The sequence below is a fragment of the Paenibacillus sp. FSL H8-0548 genome (assembly GCF_038630985.1).
In the GTDB taxonomy this organism is placed as follows: Bacteria; Bacillota; Bacilli; order Paenibacillales; family Paenibacillaceae; genus Pristimantibacillus.
Genome location: NZ_CP152049.1, coordinates 2,253,747 through 2,277,877 on the forward strand (window position 1 = coordinate 2,253,747; position 24,131 = coordinate 2,277,877).

Consider the following 24,131-nt stretch of genomic DNA (forward strand, 5'->3'; position numbering starts at 1 on the left):
CATGTTCACGATAGCCAAAAAAAAATCCGGCGCGAAAGCGAGACGCTCGCTTGCCGGAAACATCGCGATATTCGGATTCGTGGCGCTTCTCGGCCTATTCTCCGCTTTTCCGTTTATCTTCGCGATCATTACGTCGCTGAAGCCGCTTGATGAGCTGCTTCAGTTCCCGCCTCGCTTGATCGTCATGAGGCCGACGCTTAATAATTTTACGGATTTGTTCCAGCTAGCCTCGAATATGTGGGTGCCGCTGTCCCGGTATATTTTCAACACGGCATTTATCTCGGTCGTAGGAACGGTGCTGCACGTACTGTTCGCGGCGATGGCTGCTTATCCGCTTGCGAAGCATAAGTTTCCAGGCAAAAACCTGATTTTCTCAGTCATCGTTATGGCGCTTATGTTCGTGCCTCAGGTCACGTTCATTCCGCAGTTTGTGCTGATGTCCCAAATGAACATTGTGAATACGTACGGGGCGTTGATCCTGCCGTGGATCGGAGCTTCACTCGGATTATTCTTAATGAAGCAATTTATCGAGCAGCTGCCCGATGCGATTCTGGAAGCGGCGCGTATTGATGGGGCGAGCGAATACAAAACGTTCTTCTCCATCATATGGCCGAATTCGACGCCAGCTATTATGACGGTTGTTATCTTTCAATTTATTAATCTTTGGAACTACGCGCCAAAGGAACTCATATTCGGCGAGTCGCTCAAAGTATTCCGAATGGCGCTCGAGCAGATCGTAGCGGGGGACCCTATTGCAAGAATGGGGGCCGGATCGGCGGCGGCGGTTATTCTCATGATCCCGCCAATTATCGTTTTTGTGCTGCTGCAGCGCAAGGTTGTCGAAACGATGACCTTTGCGGGGATTAAATGATGGGGGCTAGAGGTGGAGTCATGATGATGAAAAGGATGCTGGCTGCGGCGCTGCTTATCCCCTTATTGGCAGCTGCACCGTCAACGGTCATGGCGGAGGCGCCTTACCAGTCCTACGTATACAACGAGTGGGATCAGTCAAAGGCAGCACCGGCCAGCTATTTGCCGGAGCGTACCTATTCCGGTATTGAGCTTGGAGCAGGGACTTTCAGTGAGCCGCAGGATATGTTCGTAGACAGCCAAAACGCCATTTATATTGCGGATACTGGCAATAAACGAATCGTCAAGCTGAATGAACGGTTCGAAGCGGAAGCAATCATCGACAAGCTTGACGATAATGGCAAAGAAATGACGCTTGCGTCGCCAATGGGCATATTCGTCACGGACGTCGGCGCGATGTACATCGCAGATAAGGACAGCGGCCGAATTATTAGAGCCAGCGCAGAGGGTAAGGTGGAGCTTGTCATTGAGAAGCCGACCGATCCGCTTATTCCAAGCAGTTTTCAGTTCAAGCCGACAAAGGTAGCGGTTGACAATGCAGGACGCATTTATGTTTTGTCGGAGGGACAATTTTACGGACTGATGCAGTTCAGCAGCAAAGGCGAATTTACCGGCTACTTTGGAAGCAACCGGGTGGAAGTGACGCCTGCGGTTGTGCTGGAGACATTCTGGAAGAATCTGCTGTCGAAGGAGCAGCGCTCTGCAATGATGAAGCTGCTTCCGATCGAATATTCGAACCTTGATATTGGAGCGGACAATTTCGTTTATACGACGACGATTATTTCCAAAAACTCACGCGAGGAAATGAAAAAGCTGAACCCGCTCGGCAACAACGTACTGATGGGCCAGCAGGGAGGCGCGGACTTTGGCGATAAGGAGTTTACCATTAAGCAGGGCGTGAAGCAGGATACCTCCTTCATTGACCTGAGCATTGACGCGGACGGTTTTATCGCAGGGCTCGACCGAACGAGAGGACGAGTATTCGAATACGATTCGGAGGGCAACCCGATAGCGGTATTCGGGTCGCTCGGCAATCAGAAGGGAACCTTCCTCCAGCCATCGGCAGTTGCCTATTGGAAGGGCGAGCTGCTCGTGCTGGATGCGGCGAAGCGGAATGTGACTAGGTTTGCGCTTTCGGAATACGGCGGGCTCGTTCGCCAAGCGACGGTGCTTTACAACCAAGGCCTGTACGAGGAGGCTGCGGTTATCTGGCGATCGGTTGCCAAGCGGAATGCGAACAACAGCATCGCTTACGTCGGCATTGCGAAGGCGCTGGAGAAGGAAGGCAGCTTCGACGAGGCGCTCGCCTATTACCGGCAAGGGACGGATCGGTCCGGCTATTCCGACACCTTTAGTCAAATCCGCATGCAGACCGTACGGAATAACCTGCCTATGATAATGACCGTGTTTATTCTCGCTATAGCTGGCTATTACGGCTATAAAGTCATTCGGGCAACGAGGAACAAGAGACGAAGGGAGGTTTCCAGGTGAGCGTATCTTCAGCACCAAACACCTTGAAGCGGCTAAATCCTTTTCGCTCGCTGCTGCATCCGTTTGACAGCTTTTATGCTGTCAAGGAGGAAGGGAAAGGCTCGCTTCTTGCATCGGCGCTTATTGTTCTTGTGTTTTTTGTCGCTACGATCTTCAAGCGTCAAAGCACAGGCTACACCTTCAATCTGGCTGATCTCAGCGCCCTCAACATCTGGCTGATTGCGGCGAAGACGATCGTGCTGTACGCGCTTTGGGTCGCCGGGAACTGGGCGGTAGCCACATGGATGGATGGCGAGGGAAAGGCGAAGCAGATTGCCATTGTCAGCGCATATGCAAGCATACCCTATGTGGCTGCGGTCATCCTTACAACGCTGCTCAGCAGAGTGCTTGTGCAGGAGGAGGGCATGTTTCTTGGCTATATTACAACGATCGCGATGGCTTGGAGCGCGCTGCTTATGTTCATCGGCTTGCTGACCATTCATGACTACGGTGCAGTCAAGACGCTGCAATCCGTAATGCTAACGTTTGCGGCAATGGCAATCGTCGTTTTCTTGGCGATGCTGTTCTACACGCTGTTCCAACAGGTGTACGTGTTTGTTTATACCATTTATAACGAAATGCTGTTCCGCTTATGAGGCAGAGCATGGATCGGAAAGGGGAGAGCAGCTTGAAATTACGAATAATGATAGCTTTCATGACGGCAATGCTGCTCATTATCGCCTCATCGGGCGGGCTAGTGACGAGCTTCGCAGCAGGCACGGTGGCAGCGCCGAGCAGCGGCTTCCAGCGTGTGGCGGACAGCGGCAGACTAACGCTTGACTATCATCCTGCTGCTGCCGAGCTGATCGTAACGGATACGGCCTCAGGCGCCGTTTGGCGAAGCAACCCGGTCGACCTGGCAGACGACAAGCTTGCCAAGGGCGCCAAAAAGATGGATTTGTCTTCGCAGCTGTTGCTGGATTACGTGGATGATCAGAATAAGCCGTTCCAGCTTAACAGCTTCACGGGCAGCGTGAAGGAGAAGCAGCCGCAGTGGAGCAAGGTTGATGGCGGGGTAGAGGTTATCTATGTGTTTCCGAAGGCCGGCTTTACGGTACCTGTCCGCTATACGATCAGCGGGGATGCGTTGTCGGCAGTGATTGTGTCCGAAGGCATCAAGCAGCAGGATAAATTCAAGCTGGTCAATATCAGCCTGCTGCCTTTTTTCGGAGCGGCTGGCAGCGCGGACGAAGGATATTTGTTCGTCCCGGACGGCAGCGGTGCATTGATTAACTTCAACAATATGAAAAGCAGCTATAAGAGCTTTAACGAGCGGGTATACGGAGGCGACGGGGCGCTCGATTATTCAAGCAAAGTCGACCAGAAGGAAACGGTTCGGCTCCCGGTATTCGGATTGAAGAAGAATGCATCGGCATTTGTTGCCATTATCCATAAAGGCGCCTATCAGGCGGGCATCACGGCGGAAATAAGCGGCAAAAACAATTCGTACAACAATATATTCAGCTACTTGAATCTCATTGAGTTTGAAACCAACGTCCTTCTGGAAGGCACGTTAAACGAGAAGCAGGTGACGCGAGGGTCGACATCCATGACAGGCGGCATTGACTATGAAGTGAAATATTTTTTCCTTCATGAAGTGGACGCGAATTACAACGGAATGGCACAGCGGTATCGCACTTACCTGCAAGAGGAGCTGGGCGTGAAGCCTGCGTCGGGCAACTCGGCTGCAGCAGGCAAGATGCTTCCGCTGCTCGTTGACTTTGTTGGAGGCGTGAAGAAAAAAGCTACCTTCTTTGGCATTCCTTACAACACGGTAGAAGTGCTTACCTCCTTCAAGGATGCGGAGCAAGCTGCAAGCCGAATGCAGGAAGACGGCATGACGAACTTGTCGCTGCGACTTGAGGGGTGGGCATCAGGCGGAGCGAAGGGAGAAGTGCCTGTATCGCTTGACGCGGAAGGAAAGCTTGGGGGCGACAAAGGCTTCAAGAAGCTGGCGAAGGAGCTGGCAGCGAAGGGCGTAGCCTTCTATCCCGCCGTTGATCCCGTGAAATTGTACGAGGGCGGGAACGGCTTCAGCAAGTTTGCGGATACGGCCAAAGGCATCAGCCGCGCGCCGGTGCTGAAATATAATTACCGCCTCAGCGATCAAATGAAAAACAAGGACTTGAAGCGCTGGTATTTGCTGAAGCCAAGCTCAGTAAACGAGGCTATCAATCGTTTCACCGTTGCCGCGGCAAAGGGTGGCCTTGAGCATGTTTCCTTGCAAACGGTAGGTACCATGCTTTATTCAGACTTTAAACGCGGTAGCCAGCCGAAAAACGTGACGGGCATGACTTGGGAGAGCGGACTGAAGCAAGGGCAAAGCAATCTAGGCGGAATGATGTTCGATAAGCCGAACGCCTATACGTTTCCTTATGCGGACAGTCTGTCGGACGTTCCATTGTTCTCAAGCGGCTTCGATGTGGAGGATGAGGAGGTGCCGTTCTATAGCATCGCACTAAGCGGACTGCTGCCTGCATACAGCGAGCCGATAAATCTCTCAAGCATGCCGCAGCGCTATATGCTGAAATTGATTGAAACCGGAACTTTCCCAGCTTATAAGTTCATTGCAAGAGATTCCACGCTGCTTAGCCATACGGAATATGACTTCCTATACAGCGCAGATTTCAAGCAGCTCTATGACGATATGAAAGAGCAGTACGAGTATCTGAACGAAGCACTGGGCGAGGTTGCAGGCGTTGCGATTACGAATCACGTGAAGCTGCAGGACGGGGTATACCGCACAACGTTCGAGAACGGCAAGTCAGCCGTCGTCAATTACAACAATGAGATGGCTGCCGTTGGCGCTGAGAGCATTCCGGCGCTGGGCTACCTCATCCGTTAGGGGGTGAACGCATGATTAGAAAATTAAGAGCTTTGCCTTACACGAAGAAAAAAGAGCTTTACGGATTTTTGTTCGTACTGCCTTGGATACTCGGTTTTATATTATTTTTTGGGAAGCCGCTGCTCACTTCGCTCGTCTTCTCGTTTCAGAACATGGAGATGACGCCCGAAGGGCTGCGCGGCGTATTTATCGGCTGGGACAATTTTGAATACGCGTTATTCAAAGATCCTGCCTTCATTAGGGAAGCAACCAATTCCTTCGTGAACATGCTCTACGGCGTTCCGCTTATTCTGGTGTACAGCTTGTTCGTGGCCGTGCTTCTCAAAAACAAGTTCCGAGGCAGAGGCTTCATGCGCGCCGTATCGTTCCTTCCGGTCATTATCGCTTCGGGTGTGCTGATGCAGATTCTGAAGGAGGACGTATTCTCGCAAGGGATGCGCGGAGGAGCGGAGAGCGTCTACCTGTTTACTGGAGCTGGCATCAACGGCATCCTGCAGGAGCTTGGCCTAGGCGCGCAGCTTATTGAAATATTCAATAATGTGATCTCGCGCATCTTTGATTTAACATGGCGTTCAGGCGTTCAGGTGCTGCTGTTCCTGGCAGGTCTTCATGCAATACCCGGTTATTTGTATGAAGCATCATCAATCGAAGGGGCGAGGCCTTGGGAGCAGTTTTGGAAAATAACGCTGCCGATGCTTACGCCGATGATGATGTTAAATATCGTCTATACGATTATTGATACGTTCACGGATTACGGCAACAGCGTCATTCTAATGATTTACAATACGGCATTCTCGCAGGTCAGATTCGGGTACAGCAGCGCGCTGGCGTGGCTATATTGCTTATTGATTGCCGTGTTCCTCGGCGCTGTCTACATGCTGCTGAAGAAACGTATCGTCTACATGCAGGATTAAACAGAAAGCGGGGAACCCCATTTGAATGCAATCCTTCCAAAAAAACAGCTGAACCGGGCAAGGAAAACCTTGACCTCCATCATTCGTTTCTCGCTTCTTGCGGCGCTGGCGTACCAGCTGCTCTATCCGCTCTTGTACATGCTGAGCATGGCGCTGCGCCGCCCAGAGGAGGCGATGGACCCGAGCGTCATCTGGATACCCAAGACCCTCACGCTGAGCAACTTCACGGATGCGCTGCGTGTTATGGATTTCTGGGACGCGCTGCAGAACAGCTTAATTATAGGGATTGGCTGTGGGCTTCTGGATGTATTGTCCTGCGCCTTCGTCGCTTATGGCTTCGCGAGGTTCAAGTTTCGCTTCTCGGGCACGCTGTTCATGCTCGTCATCCTGACACTGGTCGTGCCAGTGCAGACGATCATCCTGCCTTTGTATGCGGATATGAAATACTTTGACGCGTTTGGCATTATGAAGCTTACCTCGCTCGTGACCGGTGGTCCCGATTCCATCAGTCTTGTCGGCAGCTTCTGGGCGTTCTTCCTCCCGTCTATGTTTGGGATGGGGCTGCGCTCGGGCTTGTACATTTTTATATTTAGACAGTTTTTCAAAGGCATGCCGAATGAACTGGAGGACGCAGCTTATATGGACGGCTGCGGACCGTTCAAAACCTTCTTTACGGTCATGCTTCCGAATGCCAAAAACGCGATTATTACCGTATTTCTTTTCTCCTTCGTCTGGCATTGGAACGAATTTTATATGTCGAATCTGCTGCTCGGCAACTTGAAGAAAAATTTCGCGATCGCATTGTCTTCCCTGCGGGTAGACCTTCAATCCGTTGTCAATGTGCAGACGATCAGCGACCCGCTCGTCGTTGTGACACGGATACAGGCAGGGGCTTTGCTCACGATTCTGCCGCTGTTCGTTCTATATTTGGTGACGCAGCGTTATTTCACAGACAGCATCGAGCATGGCGCGATTAAGTAGCTAATGAGTCGCCCATTGAATAATGAAAGGAGGCGAGGCCCGGAACGATCAGCGTAAAGCAGCACAATCCATATATAAACAAAGGGTGTCAGGCATGTCCACAAATGAACGTAAATTAGGGGAGGCAATTAAAATGGTCCAAAACAAGAAATCATTCGCGATCATGCTGGCTGGCGTTGTCATGCTCGTTAGTGTCATGGCCGGTTGTTCAGGCAGCAACAACGGCGGCAATAATAAGACTGAAGGCAGCGCAAACAGCAATGGAAACAAGCCGGCAGCAACGGAAGAGGCAGCGGCAGAAGCTCCGAAGCTCGACGATGGCAATATTACGATTCTTTATCATACCTCGAAAGAACAGTACGACCAGAATAAAGCGGCAAATCCGGCAGCCTTTGATGCCGTCTGGGAAACGGTCTCGCAGTTTGAGCAAGCTTATGGCGGCAAGGTTAATGTCATCGCCGTGCCATGGGGCGATCAAAAGTCAACGCTGATCTCGATGGTCAATGCAGGCGACCAAGTTGACGTCGCGCAGGCCAATGACCAAAACTTCCCGGTCTATCCGCTCAAGAAGATCGTTCAGCCGCTTGACCAGTACATGGATTTGTCTGATCCGTTCTGGAACTCCTCTGTATCGAAAGCGTTTACGTTCGCAGGGAAACCTTATGCAGCTGGCGTTGGAGCAGCTCCAATCGTCATCTACTACAACAAAACGCTGTTCGACAACAATGGCGTAAAAACACCTGGCGAGCTATATAGCGAAGGCAATTGGACATGGGATACGTTCCGTTCGACTGCACTTGAGCTTACGCAGGATACAGATGGCGACGGCAAGAGCGACCAGTTCGGCTTCGGCTGGTGGGATGCTGGTTATGCGTTAATGGTAGCTTCAAATGGCGTTACTAATCTGTCCTATAACGAAGATGGCTCGATTACGACCAATTACGAGTCGGATAACATGAAAGAAGCGATGCAATTCACGCAGGATGCTCTTCTGAAGGATAAATACATCGATAAAGACAAAGAAGGCGACTATTTCAACGCGGAATTCAAAAATGGCAAGCTGGCTATGACGGCAGAATACGGCTTCGGCGGCTTCACTGTATTCAAGAGTGATTACGAGCTGGATTTCGTACCCGTACCGACAGGTCCCAAAGGAACGAAAGACGTTGGTCCTGGCGGCATGTCCGGCTGGTCGATCCCGACGGTGTCGAAAAACCCGCAGGGCGCAGCGGTATTCATCAAAATGATGTCGGAGAACGAGCTTAAAGTGGCTACAGACAACAATGTGAAGCAATTCGGCCAAGAGAAGGTCGACCATATGAATGATTTGGGCACTAAAATCCTGTTTGCTCCGATCGGTGTCGAGAAGTATTGGGATGCCAATACGGCTGCGCTAACAGGCATTAAGGATGGTACGCCGGTAGGCACGTTTGCGGCTACCGCGAAAGCACTGCTGGAGGAAGGCATTAAGATTACGTTGACGCAATAAATAGCTGGTCATCTATCCGCCGCCATGCATGCATGGCGGCGGGTATAGTTATAAACACCTGAAGAGGAGGAGAGGACGATGAATAAAAAGCTATCGAGAACGGTTCGGATGGCTGCGATTGCTCTTACCGCGGCAGCGCTGGCAGGTGCTTGCAGCAATGGGAACACGCAGAACTCCGCGGAGACGGCGGTTCCAAGCGCATCCGCGACGGCAGAGCTTGCTGCAACAGCAGAGCCGGTTAAGCAGGCGGAAGATCGGCTGTTCTGGAAGCCCCCGGAAGGCTGGGTAGGCGATGTGATGCCGTTTAGCGATAACGGACAAATTCATTTGTTCTATTTGCAGGATTGGCGAGACGGCGCACCCGGCTTTCATCCCTGGCATCAGGCATCGACAGCTAATCTAACCGAATATGCCTATGAAGGGGAATCCATCCCGTTTGGTCAAGAGGCTGATCAAGATCTAGCGCTTGGGACAGGCAGCGTCATTAAAGCCGGCGATACGTACCACGCCTTCTATACCGGACACAATTGGAAATTCCCGCAGGAGGGAAAGCCAAAGGAATCGGTTATGCATGCGGTCAGCAAGGATTTGAAAAGCTGGACGAAGGTGCCTGCGGATACGTTCTATGCGCCTGATGGGTACGAGAAGGATGATTTCCGCGATCCGTTCCTGCTGTATAACGAGGAGAAAGGCGAATACTGGCTGCTGCTCAGCGCACGCAAGGATGGTGCTGGCGTAATTGCTTTGTTTGCTTCCAAGGATCTGAGCAAATGGGAGGTGCGAGAGCCTCTATCTGTCGAGGAATCGTCCTCGCTCTTTATGCTGGAATGCCCGGACATTTTCCGTATGAATGGAAAGTGGGTACTCGTGTTCTCGGAGTTCAGCGATCAGAAATCAACGCACTACCGCGTGAGCGATTCGCTTGATGGGCCTTGGATGAAGCCTGAGAAGGATGTTTTCGACGGCAGAGCCTTCTATGCGGCCAAGACAGGAAGCCTTGGCGACCGCAGGTTTCTGTTCGGCTGGGTGCCGACGCGCCAGCTTGAGAAGGATTATATGAAGTGGGACTGGGCGGGCAATATGGTTGCCCACGAAATGACCGTAGGCAAGGACGGCTCTCTTGGTGTAAAGGTTCCGGATGAGATCGACCGATTGGTTGCAACGCCTGCGGCGCTTGGCGAAGCCCGCAAGCTGGGGACTGTAGAAGGCGATGACGGAGCGCGCGTGCTGGACGGCTCAACAGGCGTCAGCGGCATTATTTTCGATCAAATGCCCCAAACGGCAAAGATTACCGGCAGTGTAAGCTTTGATGAGAACGTAACGTATAGCGGCCTTGTGACGGGCGTTGGCGAGGATCCGGAGAAGGCGTACGGCATTCAGCTGGAGCCTGGAAAGGATCGAATTCGTTACGATGCGGCTGGCGGCGACAATCTGTCCACGCTGGAGCCTGATGTGCAGGTGCCGATTGCATTCGAGTCGAATGTGGAATATCCGTTCACCATTATTGTCGAGAATGACGTTGCCGTCTTCTATATCGGCGATTCTGCGTTGACGACTCGTATTTATAAAATGCCTGACGGGGCTTGGGGCTGGTATTCAAGAGGCGGGAAGACGACACTCTCGAAGCTTGCCGTAGCCGTTAGAGCTGACTAGAGAGGCATAATCAGGAGGGAAAAAGATGAGCGAGCTGTATAAGGAGCGGTTCCGGCCGCAGTATCATCTGACGCCTCCGAGGGGGCCGATGAGCGATCCGAACGGTATGGTCTATTTTGAAGGCGTATACCATCAGTTTTACCAGTTCACCGGACGCTGGGGGCATGCGACGAGCCAAGATCTTATTCACTGGGAACACCGGCCGCTTGCGCTTGTGTCTGATGAGCTTGGCGACATCTGGTCGGGCTGCTGCGTCGTGGACAGAGCAGATACGAGCGGATTGTTCGGCGGCAAAGCGGGGCTGGTTGCTTTATTTACCCATTTTAAAGAAGGCTTGCAGTCGCAGAGCTTGGCTTACAGTGCAGACGGCGGAGCAAGCTGGACGAAATATGCTGGCAATCCCGTTATTCCCAATCCGGGCATTCGCGACTTCCGCGATCCGAAAGTGCTGTGGCATGAGCCAAGCGGCAAGTGGATTATGGTGGTGTCCGTGGACAAAAGCGTCCATTTTTATTCGTCGCACAATTTGACAGCATGGCAGTTTGAGAGCGAATTCGGCAAGGCTCAGGGATCGCAGGCAGCGGTTTGGGAATGTCCCGACCTCTTCTGTCTGCCGGTTGAAGGCGATGTGTCGCGCCAGAAGTGGGTGCTGCATGTCAGCATTGGCGACAACAGGGAAACGGACGGCTCGACCGCGCAATATTTTATCGGTGAATTCGATGGACGCCGCTTCACGAACGACGACGTTACGGGTAAGCAAATTCATTGGACCGATTACGGTCAGGATTTCTATGCGGGCGTTACTTATTCCGATCTTCCGCCGGAGGGCGGGTGCAGCATTTGGCTGGGGTGGACCTCCAATTGGAAATATCCGTTCGCTGGGCCGACTGCGCCGTGGAAGGGCGGCATGTCGATTCCCCGCACGCTTTCGCTTCGGGAGGATGCAGGCGGCGTAATCTCGCTGTGCCAAAGACCCATTGACGAGCTGAAGCGGCTGAGGACGGAAGCATTTAGAATTGCTTCTGTCGAAGCGGAGGATCAGGTGGTGAAGCTGGATTTCAACAGCGCCTCTTACGAGCTGATTGCGGATATCGAATGGAAGCATGCTGAGTCGTTTGGACTGCGCATCTTCTGTTCGGCAGACGGTTCAGAGGCAGCGCAGATTGGATATGACGCGGTAAACGGAACAGTCTTTGTGGACCGAACGGTTGCGGGCCAGAACGAGTTTATCAATCGGGAGGGCGTTCCGTTTCATTTCGGCAAACGGTTTACCGCTCCTTTCAAGATGGAGAATAATCGAATAACGCTGCATGCCTTCGTCGACGAATCGATTATCGAGCTGTTCGTCGGCAATGGGGAGAAGGTTTTTACTGTATTGGCATATCCGCAGGCTGATAGTCAAGGACTTGAGCTGTTTGCGTGCGGCGGTGCAGCCATATTTAAAAACGTTGAAGTATACAAACTGAAATCCATTTGGCACAATTAAAAATAGCAAGCAAGAAAAGGTGAGAGGGATGAAACATATGGTAAGCAAGCATGATGGACATCAAGCTTTAATCGCGCAAGCCGAAAACGCATGGAGAGAAAATAGCGGCAAGCTGGACACAACGTACCGCCTTCAGTATCATATGATGCCCCCAGCGGGCTGGATGAACGACCCGAACGGGATGATTTATTTTGATGGCTATTATCATTTGTTTTATCAGCATGATCCGTATCAAGCTAAGCAGGGACCGATGCACTGGGGACATGCGAGAAGCAAGGATCTTGTCCACTGGGAGCATCTGCCGGTAGCGCTTGCTCCTTCGGAGGATTATGACAAGGGCGGGGATAAAGGACAGGGCTGCTGGTCCGGAAGTGCTGTGGACAATGATGGCGTGTTCACGCTTATCTATACGGGACATGTAGACGGGAAGAAACCGGAAGAGGTGCAATGTCTGGCAACGAGCAACGACGGCGTAACCTTCCACAAGCATGCTGCGAATCCGATAATTGCAGACTCGCCGGATGCTGAACGCTTCGGATTCCGCGATCCGAAAGTTTGGAAGAACGGCGACAGCTGGTACATGGTCGTCGGTTATGGCAAGGACGGACTCGGCAAAGCGATTATGTATGTTTCCAAGGATCTGTACAGCTGGGAATATAAAGGCACTGCGGTAGAGAGCGACGGCACGATGGGTGATATGTGGGAGTGTCCCGACTTATTCCCATTAGGGGCGGGAGATCAGCATGTCCTGCTTATTTCACCGATGAACATTGCGCCGATCAAAAATTTATATGTGGCAGGCAGCTTTGATTATGCGAGCTGTCGCTTCGAGCAGCGGCATGCTGCGCAAATCGACTACGGCTTCGATTTCTATGCGCCGCAGACCTTGCTCGATGACCGGGGCAGAAGAATTATGATCGCATGGATGAACATATGGGGAGCGACGATGCCGGAGACGGCGCATGGCTGGCTAGGCGGCATGACGCTGCCGCGTGAGCTGACAATAGCAGAGGATGGCAAGCTTCTGAGTCATCCGGTGCCAGAGCTCGCCGCGCTTCGAGGATCGCATATTGCAGCTGTAGCCGTTGTTGTAGCTGACCAATCGTATGTATCCATTGACGGTGTTCATGGCGATTCGCTCGAGCTCGAAATCGTGTTTGACCTGACAGCCTCGGATGCATCAGAGGTTGGCATACGAGTACGCTGCTCGGAGGATGGGACTGCGTTCACGGAGATCGGTTATTCCATTCCTGAGCAGAAGCTGTATACGGATCGTCAATTGAGCGGCGAGGGAGACGGCGGAATCAGCGAGGCGCCGCTGCAGCTGGCAGCTGGTGGCCGCTTGCGTTTGAGGCTGTTTCTCGACCGTTCATCTGTCGAGCTGTTTGCAGGAGAAGGACGCATTGCAATGACGAATCGTATTTATCCGAAGCTGCAGGATACGGGAATTTCTTTCTTCGCGCGAGGCGGCGACGCTAGAATCGAAAGCTTGGATGCTTGGGAGCTGAGCTCGATATGGTAGCGGATGGTCAAGCTGACAACGAATGCATACGAGATGTTGTAGCGCTCGGAGAGCTGCTTATTGATTTTACGCCCCATGGCGTATCCGATCAGGGACAGCCGCTCTTTGAACGCAATCCAGGCGGGGCTCCGGCGAATGTGCTGGCTGCCTTGGCTAAGCTGCAATGTCGGACCTCCTTTATTGGCGCGGTTGGCGCGGATGCGTTCGGCTATTATTTGAAAGACGTATTGACGCAGAGCAAGATCGGTACCGAGGGGCTGGTCTTTACGAAAGAGGCGGGAACAACGCTTGCGTTCGTCCATCTAGCTGCGGATGGCGACCGTTCCTTTTCTTTCTACCGACAGCCGGGTGCCGATTACATGCTCCGTGAAGAAGATGTAAACCTCGAGCTAATCTGCTCGGCGAGCATTTTTCACTATGGCTCAATTTCGATGACGCATGAGCCCTCACGTACAGCAACATTAAGCGCGGCTGCTTATGCTAAAAGCCGAGGGCTGCTGATTTCATACGATCCAAACCTGCGCTTGTCGCTATGGGAAAATGATCAGACGGCGAAGGATCGGATGAAAGAGGGGCTTGAGTATGCGGACGTAGTGAAGCTCTCGGAGGAGGAGCTGTTGTTCCTGACCGGAACGAGCGAGCTTGAACTGGGAACGAAGCAGCTGACTGAGCAATATCCATCGATAGGCCTGCTGCTTGTCACGTTAGGTCCAGCCGGAAGCTATTGCCGGGCAGGCGGTATAACCGCTTCGCATGAAGGATACCGCGTCGAGGTTCAGGATACGACAGGTGCAGGCGACGCTTTTTTTGCAGGCATTCTATATACATTGCTGGGTAAGCGTGGACATGCTCAGAAGGAGTGGACGGTGCAGGAGCTAAGGTCGATGCTGGCCTTCGCCAATGCCATGGGCGCCCTTGCCGCGACCGGCAAAGGCGCGATTCCTTCAATGCCGACGCTTGAGGAGATCAGAGCTCTAGCGGGTGATGACATAGCTGATTAGGTGAGCAGCTGGAAAGCAAGATGAGCCGCAATAAGAGCATAGATGCACTTATTGCTCTTCATCTTGCTTTAGCGTGCCTCTAATATAGTGAAATGCCGCTTCATTAAGAAAGCGCTTACTACTCAGCTGTTTAGAAAAATTTCTAATCGGATTTTGTGAGATAAGGGTGGGTTTAAAATAATAAGGAGGCTTCATCATGCAATTGCAGCAGTAATCACTTAGGATATGAGTATGATGCAAGGTTATGCGCCAGTGTCACATTCACTCCGAGCACAAGCCCCGCTTCCTCCGCACGCAGGCTATCCTGCACATTTGCAGTAACTTCGCTCTTTTTAGCCTCTCTGAGCTGGCTATCCTGCACCTATGCATCAGAATGGACTAATTTCGGCTCAGGAGGCACCTGTTAGGCTGTCTATAGTGCAGCGGTGCAACATAGACAAGCGGGAGCTCGAAAAACAGGGTGCTATCCTGCAAAAGTGCAGGATAGCACCGTAGTTGGTTAGTTGGAGAGCCCTTTGGAGAACTGTTTGAGAGCCAGTTGGAGGGTTAGTCAAGCATTGTCGTACGTTCACTCCGAGCACAAGCCCCGCTTCCTCCGCACGCAGGCTATCCTGCACATTTGCAGTAACTTCGCTCTTTTTAGCCTCTCTGAGCTGCCTATCCTGCACCTATGCATTAGAATGGACTAATTTCGGCTCAAGAGGCACTTGTTATGCTGTCTATAGTGCAGCGGTGCAACATAGACATGTGGAGCTCGAAAAAACCAGCCGCTATCCTGCGAAAGTGCAGGATAGCATCGTAGTTGGTTAGTTGGAGAGCCCTTTGGAGAACTGTTGGAGGATTAGTTCTAGAATAGTCGCAACTTTAACTCCGAGCACGAACGCCGCTTCCTCCGCACGCAGGCTATCCTGCACATTTGCAGTAACTTCGCTCTTTTTAGCCTCTCTGAGCTGCCTATCCTGCACCTATGCATCAGAATGGACTAATTTCGGCTCAAGAGGCACCTGTTAGGCTGTCTATAGTGCAGCGGTGCAACATAGACATGCGGAGCTCAAAAAAACCAGCCGCTATCCTGCGAAAGTGCAGGATAGCGGCTGGTTGAGTGCTAACCACCCGTCACATCGTAGTGATCATTAGGCAGTCTTCGTCAAAATAAGTAGATGATAGGTTGTTTGGAGAAGTGCTGGGTATAGTTATTTTGGAATAAGTCCAATCGTTATGGAGATGGATATTCATTAGACAAGCCTACAATCGTTTGCGTTTGTAGAAGACAATGAATGCGCAGGAAAGCAGTAGAACAATTAAAGCGATGCCGGTTGCCGCAGCTTCCTCAGGGCTTCCTTGAGCCTGCGCCTGCTGCGTACCCGGACCGCCGAAGCCGCCTCCCATGCCTCCGCCCATACCGCCTTGCCCATCTGGCCGCTGGCCGCCAAATCCGCCTTGCATGCCGGGCATCTGCCCGTCAGGTGGAGCCATGCCAGCCTCGCCTTGAGGGAATTGCCCGTCAGGTGGCGTCATGCCAGCCTCGCCTTGAGGGAATTGCCCGTCAGGTGGCGTCATGCCAGCCTCGCCTTGAGGAACTTGCCCGTTAGGTGCAGTAGTGCCAGCCTCGCCTTGAGGAGCTTGCCCGTTAGGTGCAGTAGTGCCAGCCTGGCCTTGGGGAGCTTGCCCATTAGGAGCGGCAGTTCCAGCATCAACCTGTGTCCCTTGTTCAGGTATGGCTGTTTCAGTTCCTACTTGCGCTATGGTTTCAATAGCTGGCGAATCACTTGATTGCGCTGAGGATGGAGTAGCAGCTGTACCAGGAGCGTTCGTTTGTCCGGTGCTCTGCTGAGTATTTTGACGATTGCCGCCCATCTGCCGCCCGCCGCCTCCCATACCGCCCATACCACCGCCGCCGAAGCCGCTGCTTCCGCTGCCTGATCCATCGCCGGAGGAAGGAATCGTACCGGCAAGCTGCTGAGCGATGCTGCTCGTTTGCTGCGAATTAAACGAAACGACCTGCGTTATACCCTGCTCATACTGCTCGTAGGTATAGAAGGAGGAGGGATCAGCCTTAACATAAGGCGAAATCATCGTTTGAATTTCAGCTACACGAGCTTGAAATGTTTCTCCAGCCAAATAACCTTCGAGCATTTCAGTAACGATTTCATGATACTTTTCTTTGTATGCATCTACCTTGAGAAGCTTGTCAATCAATGGCCGATCAGCTAATGTGCCCGTCGTAGGCTCGTCTATGAGCACGCTTGATCCGCCAAAGCCGCCAAAGGACATATTATAATCCCATGGCAAAATGTTGAAAATACCATCGTTCTCATAAATATAATAGTTATGCTTCTTCTCGGAGAGATAGCTGTCAAAGTTGCCTGCCACCGCATTTAGAGCGATGAATTTCAACGCTTCTTCCACATCTAGCACGCTCTCGTAATCGGTGCCGTTGTTCAGCTCATCGAGCATCGTGAGCAAAATATCATCGTTCGATTTCTCGGATTTCAAATCAAGTCCGGTATAGGCATCAATCGTTTCAAGCCAATTCAGCTCGCTGCCGTTGCCGCCATTTGCTTTATACAGCGCACCGTAAGCATTGCCAAAATTACGCTCTAGATAAGCATCGCCAATTTGTTCAACTGCCAAATAAAAGCCCCAGAGCTTATCATTGATATAAACGTTGACATAGGAATATTTTGGCGTTGGAAGGCCCATTTGCTCTGCCAGCTCATACGATAGAAACTCACGCATGTAGGAGGCATCGCTGTAATTATTATTCAAATTAATTTTGCTAATGCCTTGAAGTGTCTGATTTACATATTCATCAAAAGAAATTTTCAAGCTGTACCGATCCGAATCGGTCATATTGACGACACTGTTCAAGCTAAGGTTGCCTTTCGTGCGAATACCGATATGATCAAATTTTTGACCGTTGTATTCGACTGAAGCTTCTTTGAGCTCCTCGGCGCTGGCGTTGTCCAGCATATCCTGGAATTCGCCTTCGTCGATCGTTATTTTGACATCAACAATTTTATCCTTGGGAAAAACCGTTTCATCGAGCTTTTGCTCATTCGCTGATTTCTCGCCTGCGCTCGTGGTTTTACCCGAGCCTGCAAGGCCGAAGGATGTGCCGCCTATGGAACATCCTGTCAATCCGATGATCAGGAGAATGGAGCAAAAGCAAAGCAAAATTGTATTTGGCTTTGCTTTCATTTGAGCACCTCCTGCGTATTAAGATACATAATCTCCACTGTAGCTAATGAGTACTGCATTGCGCACACCGGCAAGCTCTGTCAATTGATTCACAAAGCGTCCCGTTTCGTCACGCAGACGAACCTCAAGCGTCATTTCAATATTGCCCTGTGTTACTGTTTTTTGCTTCACGTTGTAACGTTTTACGAGTGTCCCAATATGCTTGTGAACAAGCTGCTCGGAAGCATCGTTGTCGCAGTTCACGACAAGCAGGTAGGGTGACTCCACAGAGCCGCCTTTAACGAAGAAGAAAAGAATAAGTCCTACTACAACAGAGCCGATAACGGCAAGTGTATAGAATCCAGCACCGGTAACGATACCTGCGACTGCTGCCCAAAATAAGAAGATGAGATCAGTTGGGTCCTTAATCGGTGTTCTGAACCGTACGATGGACAATGCGCCGACCATACCGAGTGAGAGTACGAGGTTGGAATTAATGGCAATAATAACTACTGCAGTAATCATCGTCATCCCAATGAGGGATACGTTAAAGCTTTTGGAGTAGAGCACACCGCTAAATATCCGTTTGTAAAGTAAGTAGATAAACATACCCAGTAGAAAAGCGACACCTAGCGTAATCAATATTTTCGAAATGCTTATGTCTGAAGTGAAGTTCTCCGTCACCGAATTTTTCAAAAGATCGGTAAAGCTTGTCGTCGTCTCCGTCGTCGCGGCAGCGGTCGTTGTGGTTTCCATTTTAATAATCCTCCCAAGTGTTGAATTTCAGATGCTTTCGGCAAATCACATATTTTGAAGCGGATTGTCGATGCAGCCCTTCCAGCTGCAGCGCTATTTTGATATAAGCAGGAATGTATTCGTCGTATTTGACCTCCAAAATGATCAGATCATTATCGAGAGCACGGACAGGCTTCAACGCTTTGTCAAAAATATCAACCGCATGTAATCCGGTTCGGAGCTCTTTGTCGAAGGTAATGCGTACATTTCCATTTTCGCAAGTATAAGGCTCGCGGACATAATCGACGATAACCTTCGGCCGCAGCAAATTGTGCTTCATTTCATTATGAATTTCATTTAGCAGCGGTGTGTTAGGTTTTAAGAGCACGTCATAATCGCCAGCAAGCAGCTTGTCATACATTTCTCTAGTAAGCGGCTCTTTCACTTTGGCAATATAGTCTTTGAATTTTATTTTTTTCTCAAAGTGAATGACATGATCTTGGCCGTTATAAATACGAATGCGATATTTGACCCGATCTCGAACGCCGCCCAGCTTCTCATGAAGTGCTTTGTTGTTAATATCATCAAAATATAAGCTTCGAATATGATACTCGCCCGTTGGACCAACATGCTTGTCCTGCTCCATCAGGTCCTTCAGTCTCTGGCGTATAATGAAGTATTGATGGAAATTAATATAAAACTTCAGCTCGTTGCGATAATTTAGTTTGTTGTTCATTTCACACCTCTTTTCTAGTTCAGCGCCCCTTGTTGCTTACTGAATTTATTCTACTGGCATTTACTTATTCTTAACTTAAGGCTGGCTGAAAGATTGCTGAATGTACTGAATACGATTTTTTGTTAAGCTATTATGAAGGGAAAGGAGCGTGACAAGCATGAGATTGCGTAAAGACTTACTAATAGTGCTCGTATGCTGCATATTGTTAATCGCGGGAGTAGTCGGTGCGGAATGGTTGAAGTCAGAGAAGCTGAAGGGTCCCCAAGCGATTGTAACTACGTTTAAAAGCGATCCCAAGACAAGCCGTGCTTTCACTTGGCATAGTATCCATTTGGAGGAGGCGGCGGTCGTTCAGGTTATGGAAGAAGAGACGGGGAAGAGCTGGGACGATGACACGAATACGATGACCTTTACAGGCACGACAACTACGATTGAAATAGAAGAAGGAAAGAAGCAGGCCGTTCACAAAGTCGAGGCAACCGGGCTGGAGCCTGGAATGACGTATAGCTACCGAGTGGGCAGTGGAGAGGAGAAGGGATGGAGTGCTTCGGCAATCTTTAAGACAGAGGCAGCGGATACCGATACGTTCAGCTTTATTAATGTTACAGACTCGCAAGGGGTAACGGAGCAGGATTTTGAGCTATGGGGCAACACGCTTGATAAAGCATTTGGCGCATTTCCAGATTCAGCGTTTATTGTTCACAATGGTGATTTAACAGAGGAGCCGTCGGATGAGCAGGCTTGGACGCATTTATTCGCCAAAGCTAGCAAATGGATCACACAGGTTCCGTTTATGCCTGTTACGGGCAACCATGATGAGGTGGATGGACAAGCAGAGCGCTTCGCTGCCCACTTCAATCTGCCTGAGAATGGTGCAGAAGGCTCCATTACAGGTACCAATTATTCATTTGATTACGGCACGGTTCATTTTGTGTTTCTAAATACGGAGTCCAACATTAAAGAGCAAACAAAGTGGCTTGAAGCTGATCTGGAAAGCACGGATAAGCCTTGGAAGGTAGTAGCCGTTCATGAAGGTCCTTACGGAGGAAATACGAACAAAAAGGTGAAAAAATGGATAGACGTATTTGATGAATTCGAGGTTGATTTGGTGCTGCAAGGACATAACCATGAATATTCGCGCTCTTACCCGCTGCGCTCTGGTGAAATTGTTGGGGACGGTGAATCTCCTGTTCAAAACCGTGAAGGTACGGTCTATGTCGTGACGAATACGTCGGGACAGAAGTTTAATGAGAAGAAGGATGACCAGTTCTATCACAAGGTCCATTTTCAAAATGGGAAACAAATGTTTGCAGGCATTACGGTTGCAGGCAATACGATGACCTATCAGGCTTACGATGTCGATGGGAAGAAGCTGGATGAATTTGTTTTGCAGCACTAGTAGCCTTGAAAAGTATGCAATATGAAAAAGCAGGCATAATCATCCTTAGCGAGATGGTTTATGGCTGCTTTTTTTGTTTAATCGTTGGCTAGTTTCAGAGAAGGTTGAATTGGAAGTGAGATTTGAAAGGTTGTTCCTTCGCCGGGCTCGCTATGGACGTCAATAATCCCTTTGTGCGCATCTACAATTGATTTCGAAATCGCTAGTCCGAGGCCTGCGCCTCCATTTTTGCGGGTTCGGGAGGACTCGCTGCGGTAGAACCGCTCGAACAAGTACGGCAGATGCTCGGACTCGATACCGGAGCCATTATCGGAAATGCTCAGAACAGCTTGTCCTTCCTGCTTAGCAAGCGATATACGGATTTCTCCTGCTTCGGCATCGGTATGCTGCACCGCATTGAGAAATAAATTGAGCAGCACCTGTTTCAGTTTGTCCGCATGGAACAGACCGGTCACAGGAGCTGCAATGGCAAGCCTCACGCTGCGGTTGCCGGCAAGCAGCTGCAATTGCGGCTCCATCTCTAGCAGCAGCTCTTCCAAACGCGTTTCTGTTAGCTGAAGCTGTGGATCCTGATCAAGCTTCGCTAGGGAAAGCAGATCCTCTACCAGCTTGTTTATACGCATCGATTCCAGCTGCATGCTGTTTAATGCGCGGTTAAGCTGCTCAGGATTTGCAGCCGCCCCGCGCAGCAATACCTCCAAAAACCCATGAATGGAAGTAAGCGGCGTTCGAAGCTCATGCGAGGCATCGGCAACGAAACGGCGCATTTTCTCGGTTGTTTTGCGCTCTGCCTCGAAGGATGAATCTAATCGCTCAAGCATTCCATTAAAAGCATCCGACAAGCGATCGATCTCCTCTTGTCCTTGACTGGCTGGGATACGTTTCGTTAAGCTGCCTACGTCCGTTTGCTGAGCGGCTAATACGACGCGTGACAGCGGTCTGAGTGTACGGCGCAGCAGCGGCAAATAGAGTGCAAGTCCAGCAGCAAGCGCTAGAGCGGATAGTGCAGCAAAAATTGCGAGCTGTGTTATGAGCTGCTGCTTCAGCGATTCCGTTTCTGTTCCTACTTGGATGAGAGCCTGGGCAGTGCCTGGTGGACCAGCAAGCCGGTATACGACAAGCTGCTCAGTGCCTTGTGCATTATTCATAATTTGATAGTCGATTTGTTTATGCTTTTGCAGTTGATCTAGAATACTTGCGTACTGTTCAGTAGATAGAAGAGGTGCGCTGGACTCGGTATTTTTCGAAATATCGGTGATCGCACCGGCTTCATCAATAATAAGAATAGACAAGCCTGGCTGGTAAAAAAAAGACGAATCCCGATGATCTCTTTGCGGCCGATCGGCAGGCGAAGGAGCGCTCGGGTCGTTAAGCTCAGGACGATTATTGTCCATCTCGGGGTTTGCAATGCCTGTAAACCATTCCATTGGCATAGACATTATTTGTGCGTTTAAGGCTTCGGCTTTATTTTGAAAAACAAAATCCTTCATAATGACGTACTGAAGCACACCGATGAGCATTAATAAAACAGCTAAAATGAGCAAAGAACGATTTAACAGCTGATAGCGCAGCGAACGAGGAGCAATTAGCCGAATAAGAGCACCTAAGCGCAGCCTGCTCATGGCAAGTCCATCCGATAGCCCGACCCTCTTAGTGTTCGAATTAATCTATGTTCTTTGTCATTTAATTTATCTCGAAGAGAGCGGATATATACCTCCACGATGTTTTCCTCCCCGCCAAAGTTATAGCCCCACACCTTGTCCAAAATAAGCGATTTGCTCAGTACGACGCCGTTATTCATAATGATGTACCGCAATAGCTCATATTCGGTTGGCGAGAGCTCGAGCACCTGATCCATGTAAATAAGCTCTTTGCGTCGATCATCCAGCCGGAAGGGACCATAGGAAACCTCGCCAAGCAAATTAGGGAACTGGTTGCGAAGTCTAGCGCCAATTCGTGCAAGCAGCTCGCTGAAGCTAAAGGGCTTTACCAAATAGTCGTCTGCGCCAAGCGTTAAGCCTTTGACCCGATCTTCAATCTCGTCTTTGGCCGTGAGCATGATGACAGCGATATTGTTGCCTGTTGCTCGCAGAGCAGAGCATACTTCAAATCCGTTCATGCCGGGCATCATGACGTCCAAGATGACAACATGAGGCTGGAAGTCAGCTGCTTCCATAAGGGCAGCTTCTCCATCGTAAGCCACTCGAATATCAAAGCCTTCATTGATTAAGCCTAGTTCCAGAAATTGAACAATATTTGGTTCATCGTCTACAAGCAATATTTTAATCCCTTTAAAGGATGTCATGTTGAGTCTCCTTTCGGTCTATGTCAGTCTATTATCGGTGTTTTTAGCAAAAGATGCATCTGTTTAAATGGGAATTCAGCAAACTTTAAGTATGTCATATTGCGGTAATACGAATAGTTAAGGAGGAGCAGTATGCGAACCGGAAAATTTTTTTTGAATTTTTTTTGGGATGAAATCAAAAAGTTGGGGATAGTAAGTGGGGAGCTGGCAACTTAAATCAAAAAAGGATGGTGTATTTTGTATGCAACAGGATAAGGATTTTAGGGTGTTAAATGAAAAAAGTAATAAGTTTAGTAAGGTTGCTGCAAGGTACATAGGCGCAGCGTTATTGGTTATTACTTTAATGTTTAGTATGCCTCATACGGGACATGCCATTGGTAAAAATGCGAAGGGACCTGATGTTTATGTTATTCAAGGAATGCTGAAGTCGCTTGGCAGCTATTCGGGGCCAATTGATGGCTACTACGGTCCTTCCACTGTACGCGGTGTGAAATATTATCAGAAAAAGCATGGTATACCGGCAACCGGTGCGGTGGACGCTAAAACACTTCAATCGATTTCATATTCATATTCTGACCTAAAGGCTTCCATGAAGGCCCGCAGTCAAGCAAAGGCGAAGATCAAAGCAAAAGGAATCGGTAACGGCGCTGGAGCAGGCGGCGGAGCTGGTGGCGGTGCAGGCGGCGGAGCTGGTGGCGGTGCAGGCGGCGGAGCTGGTGGTGGCGCAGGCGGCGGAGCTGGTGGTGGCGCAGGCGGCGGAGCTGGTGGTGGCGCAGGCGGCGGTGCAGGTGAAGGTGCAGGCGGCGGAGCTGGTGGTGGCGCAGGCGGCGGAGCTGGTGGTGGCGCAGGCGGCGGAGCTGGTGGTGGTGCAGGCGGCGGAGCTGGTGGCGGAGCTGGTAATGGCGCAGGCGGCGGAGCTGGTGGTGGCGCAGGTGGCGGCCAAGGAAAAGGTTTTGGTGAAAGCCAAGGTGAAAAGCAAGGTAAAGGCAGAGGTTTTGGTGAAAGCCAAGATGAAAACCGCGGCAAAGGCAGAGGTTTTGGTGAAGGCCAAGGAGAGAACCAAGGCAAAGGCGGAAATATCGGCGGAGGCCAAAGCGGGAACCAAGGCAAAGGTGGAAATATTGGCGGAGGCCAAAGCGGGAACCAAGGTAATGGCGGCAATGGCAGCATAGGTGGTGGACAATCCGGAAATCAAGCTCCAGGCGGCCAATCAGGCAACCAAAGCAAAGGCGGCAATCGTTCCGAGAATCAAAGTCCTAACAGCAGCCAGCAATAGGCTCGACTTGGATTTGCATGTATAGACAAAGAGGACCTCTCATGAAGAGGTCCTCTTTATTTTGCATGAGGTACAGAATCTGCTTATTAACTCATAACTCAGCCTGCAGAAAGTGCAATAGAAACCTGACATGGAAGCTCAAATAAGGAGCTACGTTGCAGAAATGCAATAAAAACCGCCTCGAAATGGCCCAAAGTAGCCTAATTAGC

At 50.5% G+C, this 24,131-nt stretch carries 18 protein-coding genes; 13 read left to right on the forward strand and 5 right to left on the reverse strand.

The annotated features are described in order from the left end of the window. Position 1 precedes the first annotated feature (1 nt). From MHI37_RS09575 to MHI37_RS09625, 11 genes are all read left to right on the forward strand, one after another. Positions 2–871 (forward strand): carbohydrate ABC transporter permease, encoded by an 870-nt coding sequence (locus tag MHI37_RS09575; protein WP_083676549.1) that lies wholly within the window; start codon positions 2–4, stop codon positions 869–871. Positions 872–891: 20 nt separating this feature from the next. Then, positions 892–2,361, forward strand: coding sequence for a hypothetical protein (locus MHI37_RS09580; RefSeq protein ID WP_144023806.1), 1,470 nt, complete (start codon positions 892–894; stop codon positions 2,359–2,361). Then, positions 2,358–2,996 (forward strand): Yip1 family protein, encoded by a 639-nt coding sequence (locus tag MHI37_RS09585; RefSeq protein ID WP_083676550.1) that lies wholly within the window; start codon positions 2,358–2,360, stop codon positions 2,994–2,996. The genes MHI37_RS09580 and MHI37_RS09585 overlap by 4 nt, the downstream gene beginning before the upstream one ends. A gap of 32 nt (positions 2,997–3,028) precedes the next feature. Beyond that, positions 3,029–5,245, forward strand: coding sequence for a DUF5696 domain-containing protein (locus MHI37_RS09590; protein WP_144023807.1), 2,217 nt, complete (start codon positions 3,029–3,031; stop codon positions 5,243–5,245). 11 nt (positions 5,246–5,256) lie between these two features. After that, positions 5,257–6,159 carry a sugar ABC transporter permease gene (locus MHI37_RS09595; protein WP_076339626.1) on the forward strand — a complete coding sequence of 301 codons (903 nt, stop codon included), beginning with the start codon at positions 5,257–5,259 and terminating at the stop codon, positions 6,157–6,159. 21 nt (positions 6,160–6,180) lie between these two features. Continuing rightward, complete coding sequence (locus MHI37_RS09600; protein WP_076339627.1) at positions 6,181–7,140, forward strand: carbohydrate ABC transporter permease; 960 nt, start codon at positions 6,181–6,183, stop codon at positions 7,138–7,140. 133 nt (positions 7,141–7,273) lie between these two features. Further along, entirely contained in the window at positions 7,274–8,629 is a 1,356-nt protein-coding gene (locus tag MHI37_RS09605; protein ID WP_076339628.1) for an extracellular solute-binding protein, read from the forward strand. A 78-nt stretch (positions 8,630–8,707) separates the two neighbouring features. After that, entirely contained in the window at positions 8,708–10,282 is a 1,575-nt protein-coding gene (locus tag MHI37_RS09610; protein ID WP_076339629.1) for a glycoside hydrolase family 32 protein, read from the forward strand. Positions 10,283–10,307: 25 nt separating this feature from the next. After that, complete coding sequence (locus MHI37_RS09615; RefSeq protein WP_076339630.1) at positions 10,308–11,768, forward strand: glycoside hydrolase family 32 protein; 1,461 nt, start codon at positions 10,308–10,310, stop codon at positions 11,766–11,768. 28 nt (positions 11,769–11,796) lie between these two features. Then, a complete protein-coding gene (locus MHI37_RS09620) occupies positions 11,797–13,290 on the forward strand; it encodes a glycoside hydrolase family 32 protein (protein ID WP_144023808.1) in 1,494 nt (497 codons plus the stop codon). Continuing rightward, positions 13,284–14,291, forward strand: a complete 1,008-nt coding sequence (locus tag MHI37_RS09625) for a PfkB family carbohydrate kinase (protein WP_256710705.1) — start codon at positions 13,284–13,286, stop codon at positions 14,289–14,291. Before MHI37_RS09620 ends, MHI37_RS09625 begins: the two co-directional genes overlap by 7 nt. A gap of 1,245 nt (positions 14,292–15,536) precedes the next feature. Here the strand turns inward: MHI37_RS09625 and MHI37_RS09630 are convergent. The 3 genes from MHI37_RS09630 to MHI37_RS09640 are packed head-to-tail and all read right to left on the reverse strand — an operon-like array spanning position 15,537 to position 18,942. Next, complete coding sequence (locus MHI37_RS09630; RefSeq protein ID WP_076337807.1) at positions 15,537–17,492, reverse strand: CotH kinase family protein; 1,956 nt, start codon at positions 17,490–17,492, stop codon at positions 15,537–15,539. 18 nt (positions 17,493–17,510) lie between these two features. After that, complete coding sequence (locus MHI37_RS09635; RefSeq protein WP_076337806.1) at positions 17,511–18,227, reverse strand: DUF4956 domain-containing protein; 717 nt, start codon at positions 18,225–18,227, stop codon at positions 17,511–17,513. Position 18,228: 1 nt separating this feature from the next. Beyond that, on the reverse strand, positions 18,229–18,942 hold the full coding sequence (locus MHI37_RS09640; protein ID WP_076337805.1) for a polyphosphate polymerase domain-containing protein: 714 nt from the start codon (positions 18,940–18,942) through the stop codon (positions 18,229–18,231). A 157-nt stretch (positions 18,943–19,099) separates the two neighbouring features. On the opposite strand from MHI37_RS09640, the gene MHI37_RS09645 reads away from it, so the two are divergent. Continuing rightward, on the forward strand, positions 19,100–20,341 hold the full coding sequence (locus tag MHI37_RS09645) for a metallophosphoesterase family protein (RefSeq protein WP_076337804.1): 1,242 nt from the start codon (positions 19,100–19,102) through the stop codon (positions 20,339–20,341). Between the two features lie 77 nt (positions 20,342–20,418). Here the strand turns inward: MHI37_RS09645 and MHI37_RS09650 are convergent, their stop codons facing one another. Further along, entirely contained in the window at positions 20,419–21,963 is a 1,545-nt protein-coding gene (locus MHI37_RS09650; RefSeq protein ID WP_076337803.1) for a HAMP domain-containing sensor histidine kinase, read from the reverse strand. Continuing rightward, on the reverse strand, positions 21,960–22,646 hold the full coding sequence (locus MHI37_RS09655; protein ID WP_076337802.1) for a response regulator transcription factor: 687 nt from the start codon (positions 22,644–22,646) through the stop codon (positions 21,960–21,962). Before MHI37_RS09655 ends, MHI37_RS09650 begins: the two co-directional genes overlap by 4 nt. A gap of 241 nt (positions 22,647–22,887) precedes the next feature. On the opposite strand from MHI37_RS09655, the gene MHI37_RS09660 reads away from it, so the two are divergent. Beyond that, complete coding sequence (locus MHI37_RS09660) at positions 22,888–23,922, forward strand: peptidoglycan-binding domain-containing protein (RefSeq protein ID WP_144023718.1); 1,035 nt, start codon at positions 22,888–22,890, stop codon at positions 23,920–23,922. Positions 23,923–24,131: the final 209 nt, after the last annotated feature.

Excerpts from the sequence above, each read along its gene's own strand:
- MHI37_RS09575 (WP_083676549.1), top strand. The coding sequence starts at position 2 with ATGTTCACGATAGCCAAAAAAAAATCCGGCGCGAAAGCGAGACGCTCG.
- MHI37_RS09580 (WP_144023806.1), top strand. The coding sequence starts at position 892 with ATGATGATGAAAAGGATGCTGGCTGCGGCGCTGCTTATCCCCTTATTG.
- MHI37_RS09595 (WP_076339626.1), top strand. The coding sequence starts at position 5,257 with ATGATTAGAAAATTAAGAGCTTTGCCTTACACGAAGAAAAAAGAGCTT.
- MHI37_RS09605 (WP_076339628.1), top strand. The coding sequence starts at position 7,274 with ATGGTCCAAAACAAGAAATCATTCGCGATCATGCTGGCTGGCGTTGTC.
- MHI37_RS09610 (WP_076339629.1), top strand. The coding sequence starts at position 8,708 with ATGAATAAAAAGCTATCGAGAACGGTTCGGATGGCTGCGATTGCTCTT.
- MHI37_RS09615 (WP_076339630.1), top strand. The coding sequence starts at position 10,308 with ATGAGCGAGCTGTATAAGGAGCGGTTCCGGCCGCAGTATCATCTGACG.
- MHI37_RS09620 (WP_144023808.1), top strand. The coding sequence starts at position 11,797 with ATGAAACATATGGTAAGCAAGCATGATGGACATCAAGCTTTAATCGCG.
- MHI37_RS09625 (WP_256710705.1), top strand. The coding sequence starts at position 13,284 with ATGGTAGCGGATGGTCAAGCTGACAACGAATGCATACGAGATGTTGTA.
- MHI37_RS09630 (WP_076337807.1), bottom strand. The coding sequence starts at position 17,492 with ATGAAAGCAAAGCCAAATACAATTTTGCTTTGCTTTTGCTCCATTCTC.
- MHI37_RS09635 (WP_076337806.1), bottom strand. The coding sequence starts at position 18,227 with ATGGAAACCACAACGACCGCTGCCGCGACGACGGAGACGACGACAAGC.
- MHI37_RS09640 (WP_076337805.1), bottom strand. The coding sequence starts at position 18,942 with ATGAACAACAAACTAAATTATCGCAACGAGCTGAAGTTTTATATTAAT.
- MHI37_RS09645 (WP_076337804.1), top strand. The coding sequence starts at position 19,100 with ATGAGATTGCGTAAAGACTTACTAATAGTGCTCGTATGCTGCATATTG.
- MHI37_RS09650 (WP_076337803.1), bottom strand. The coding sequence starts at position 21,963 with ATGAGCAGGCTGCGCTTAGGTGCTCTTATTCGGCTAATTGCTCCTCGT.
- MHI37_RS09655 (WP_076337802.1), bottom strand. The coding sequence starts at position 22,646 with ATGACATCCTTTAAAGGGATTAAAATATTGCTTGTAGACGATGAACCA.
- MHI37_RS09660 (WP_144023718.1), top strand. The coding sequence starts at position 22,888 with ATGCAACAGGATAAGGATTTTAGGGTGTTAAATGAAAAAAGTAATAAG.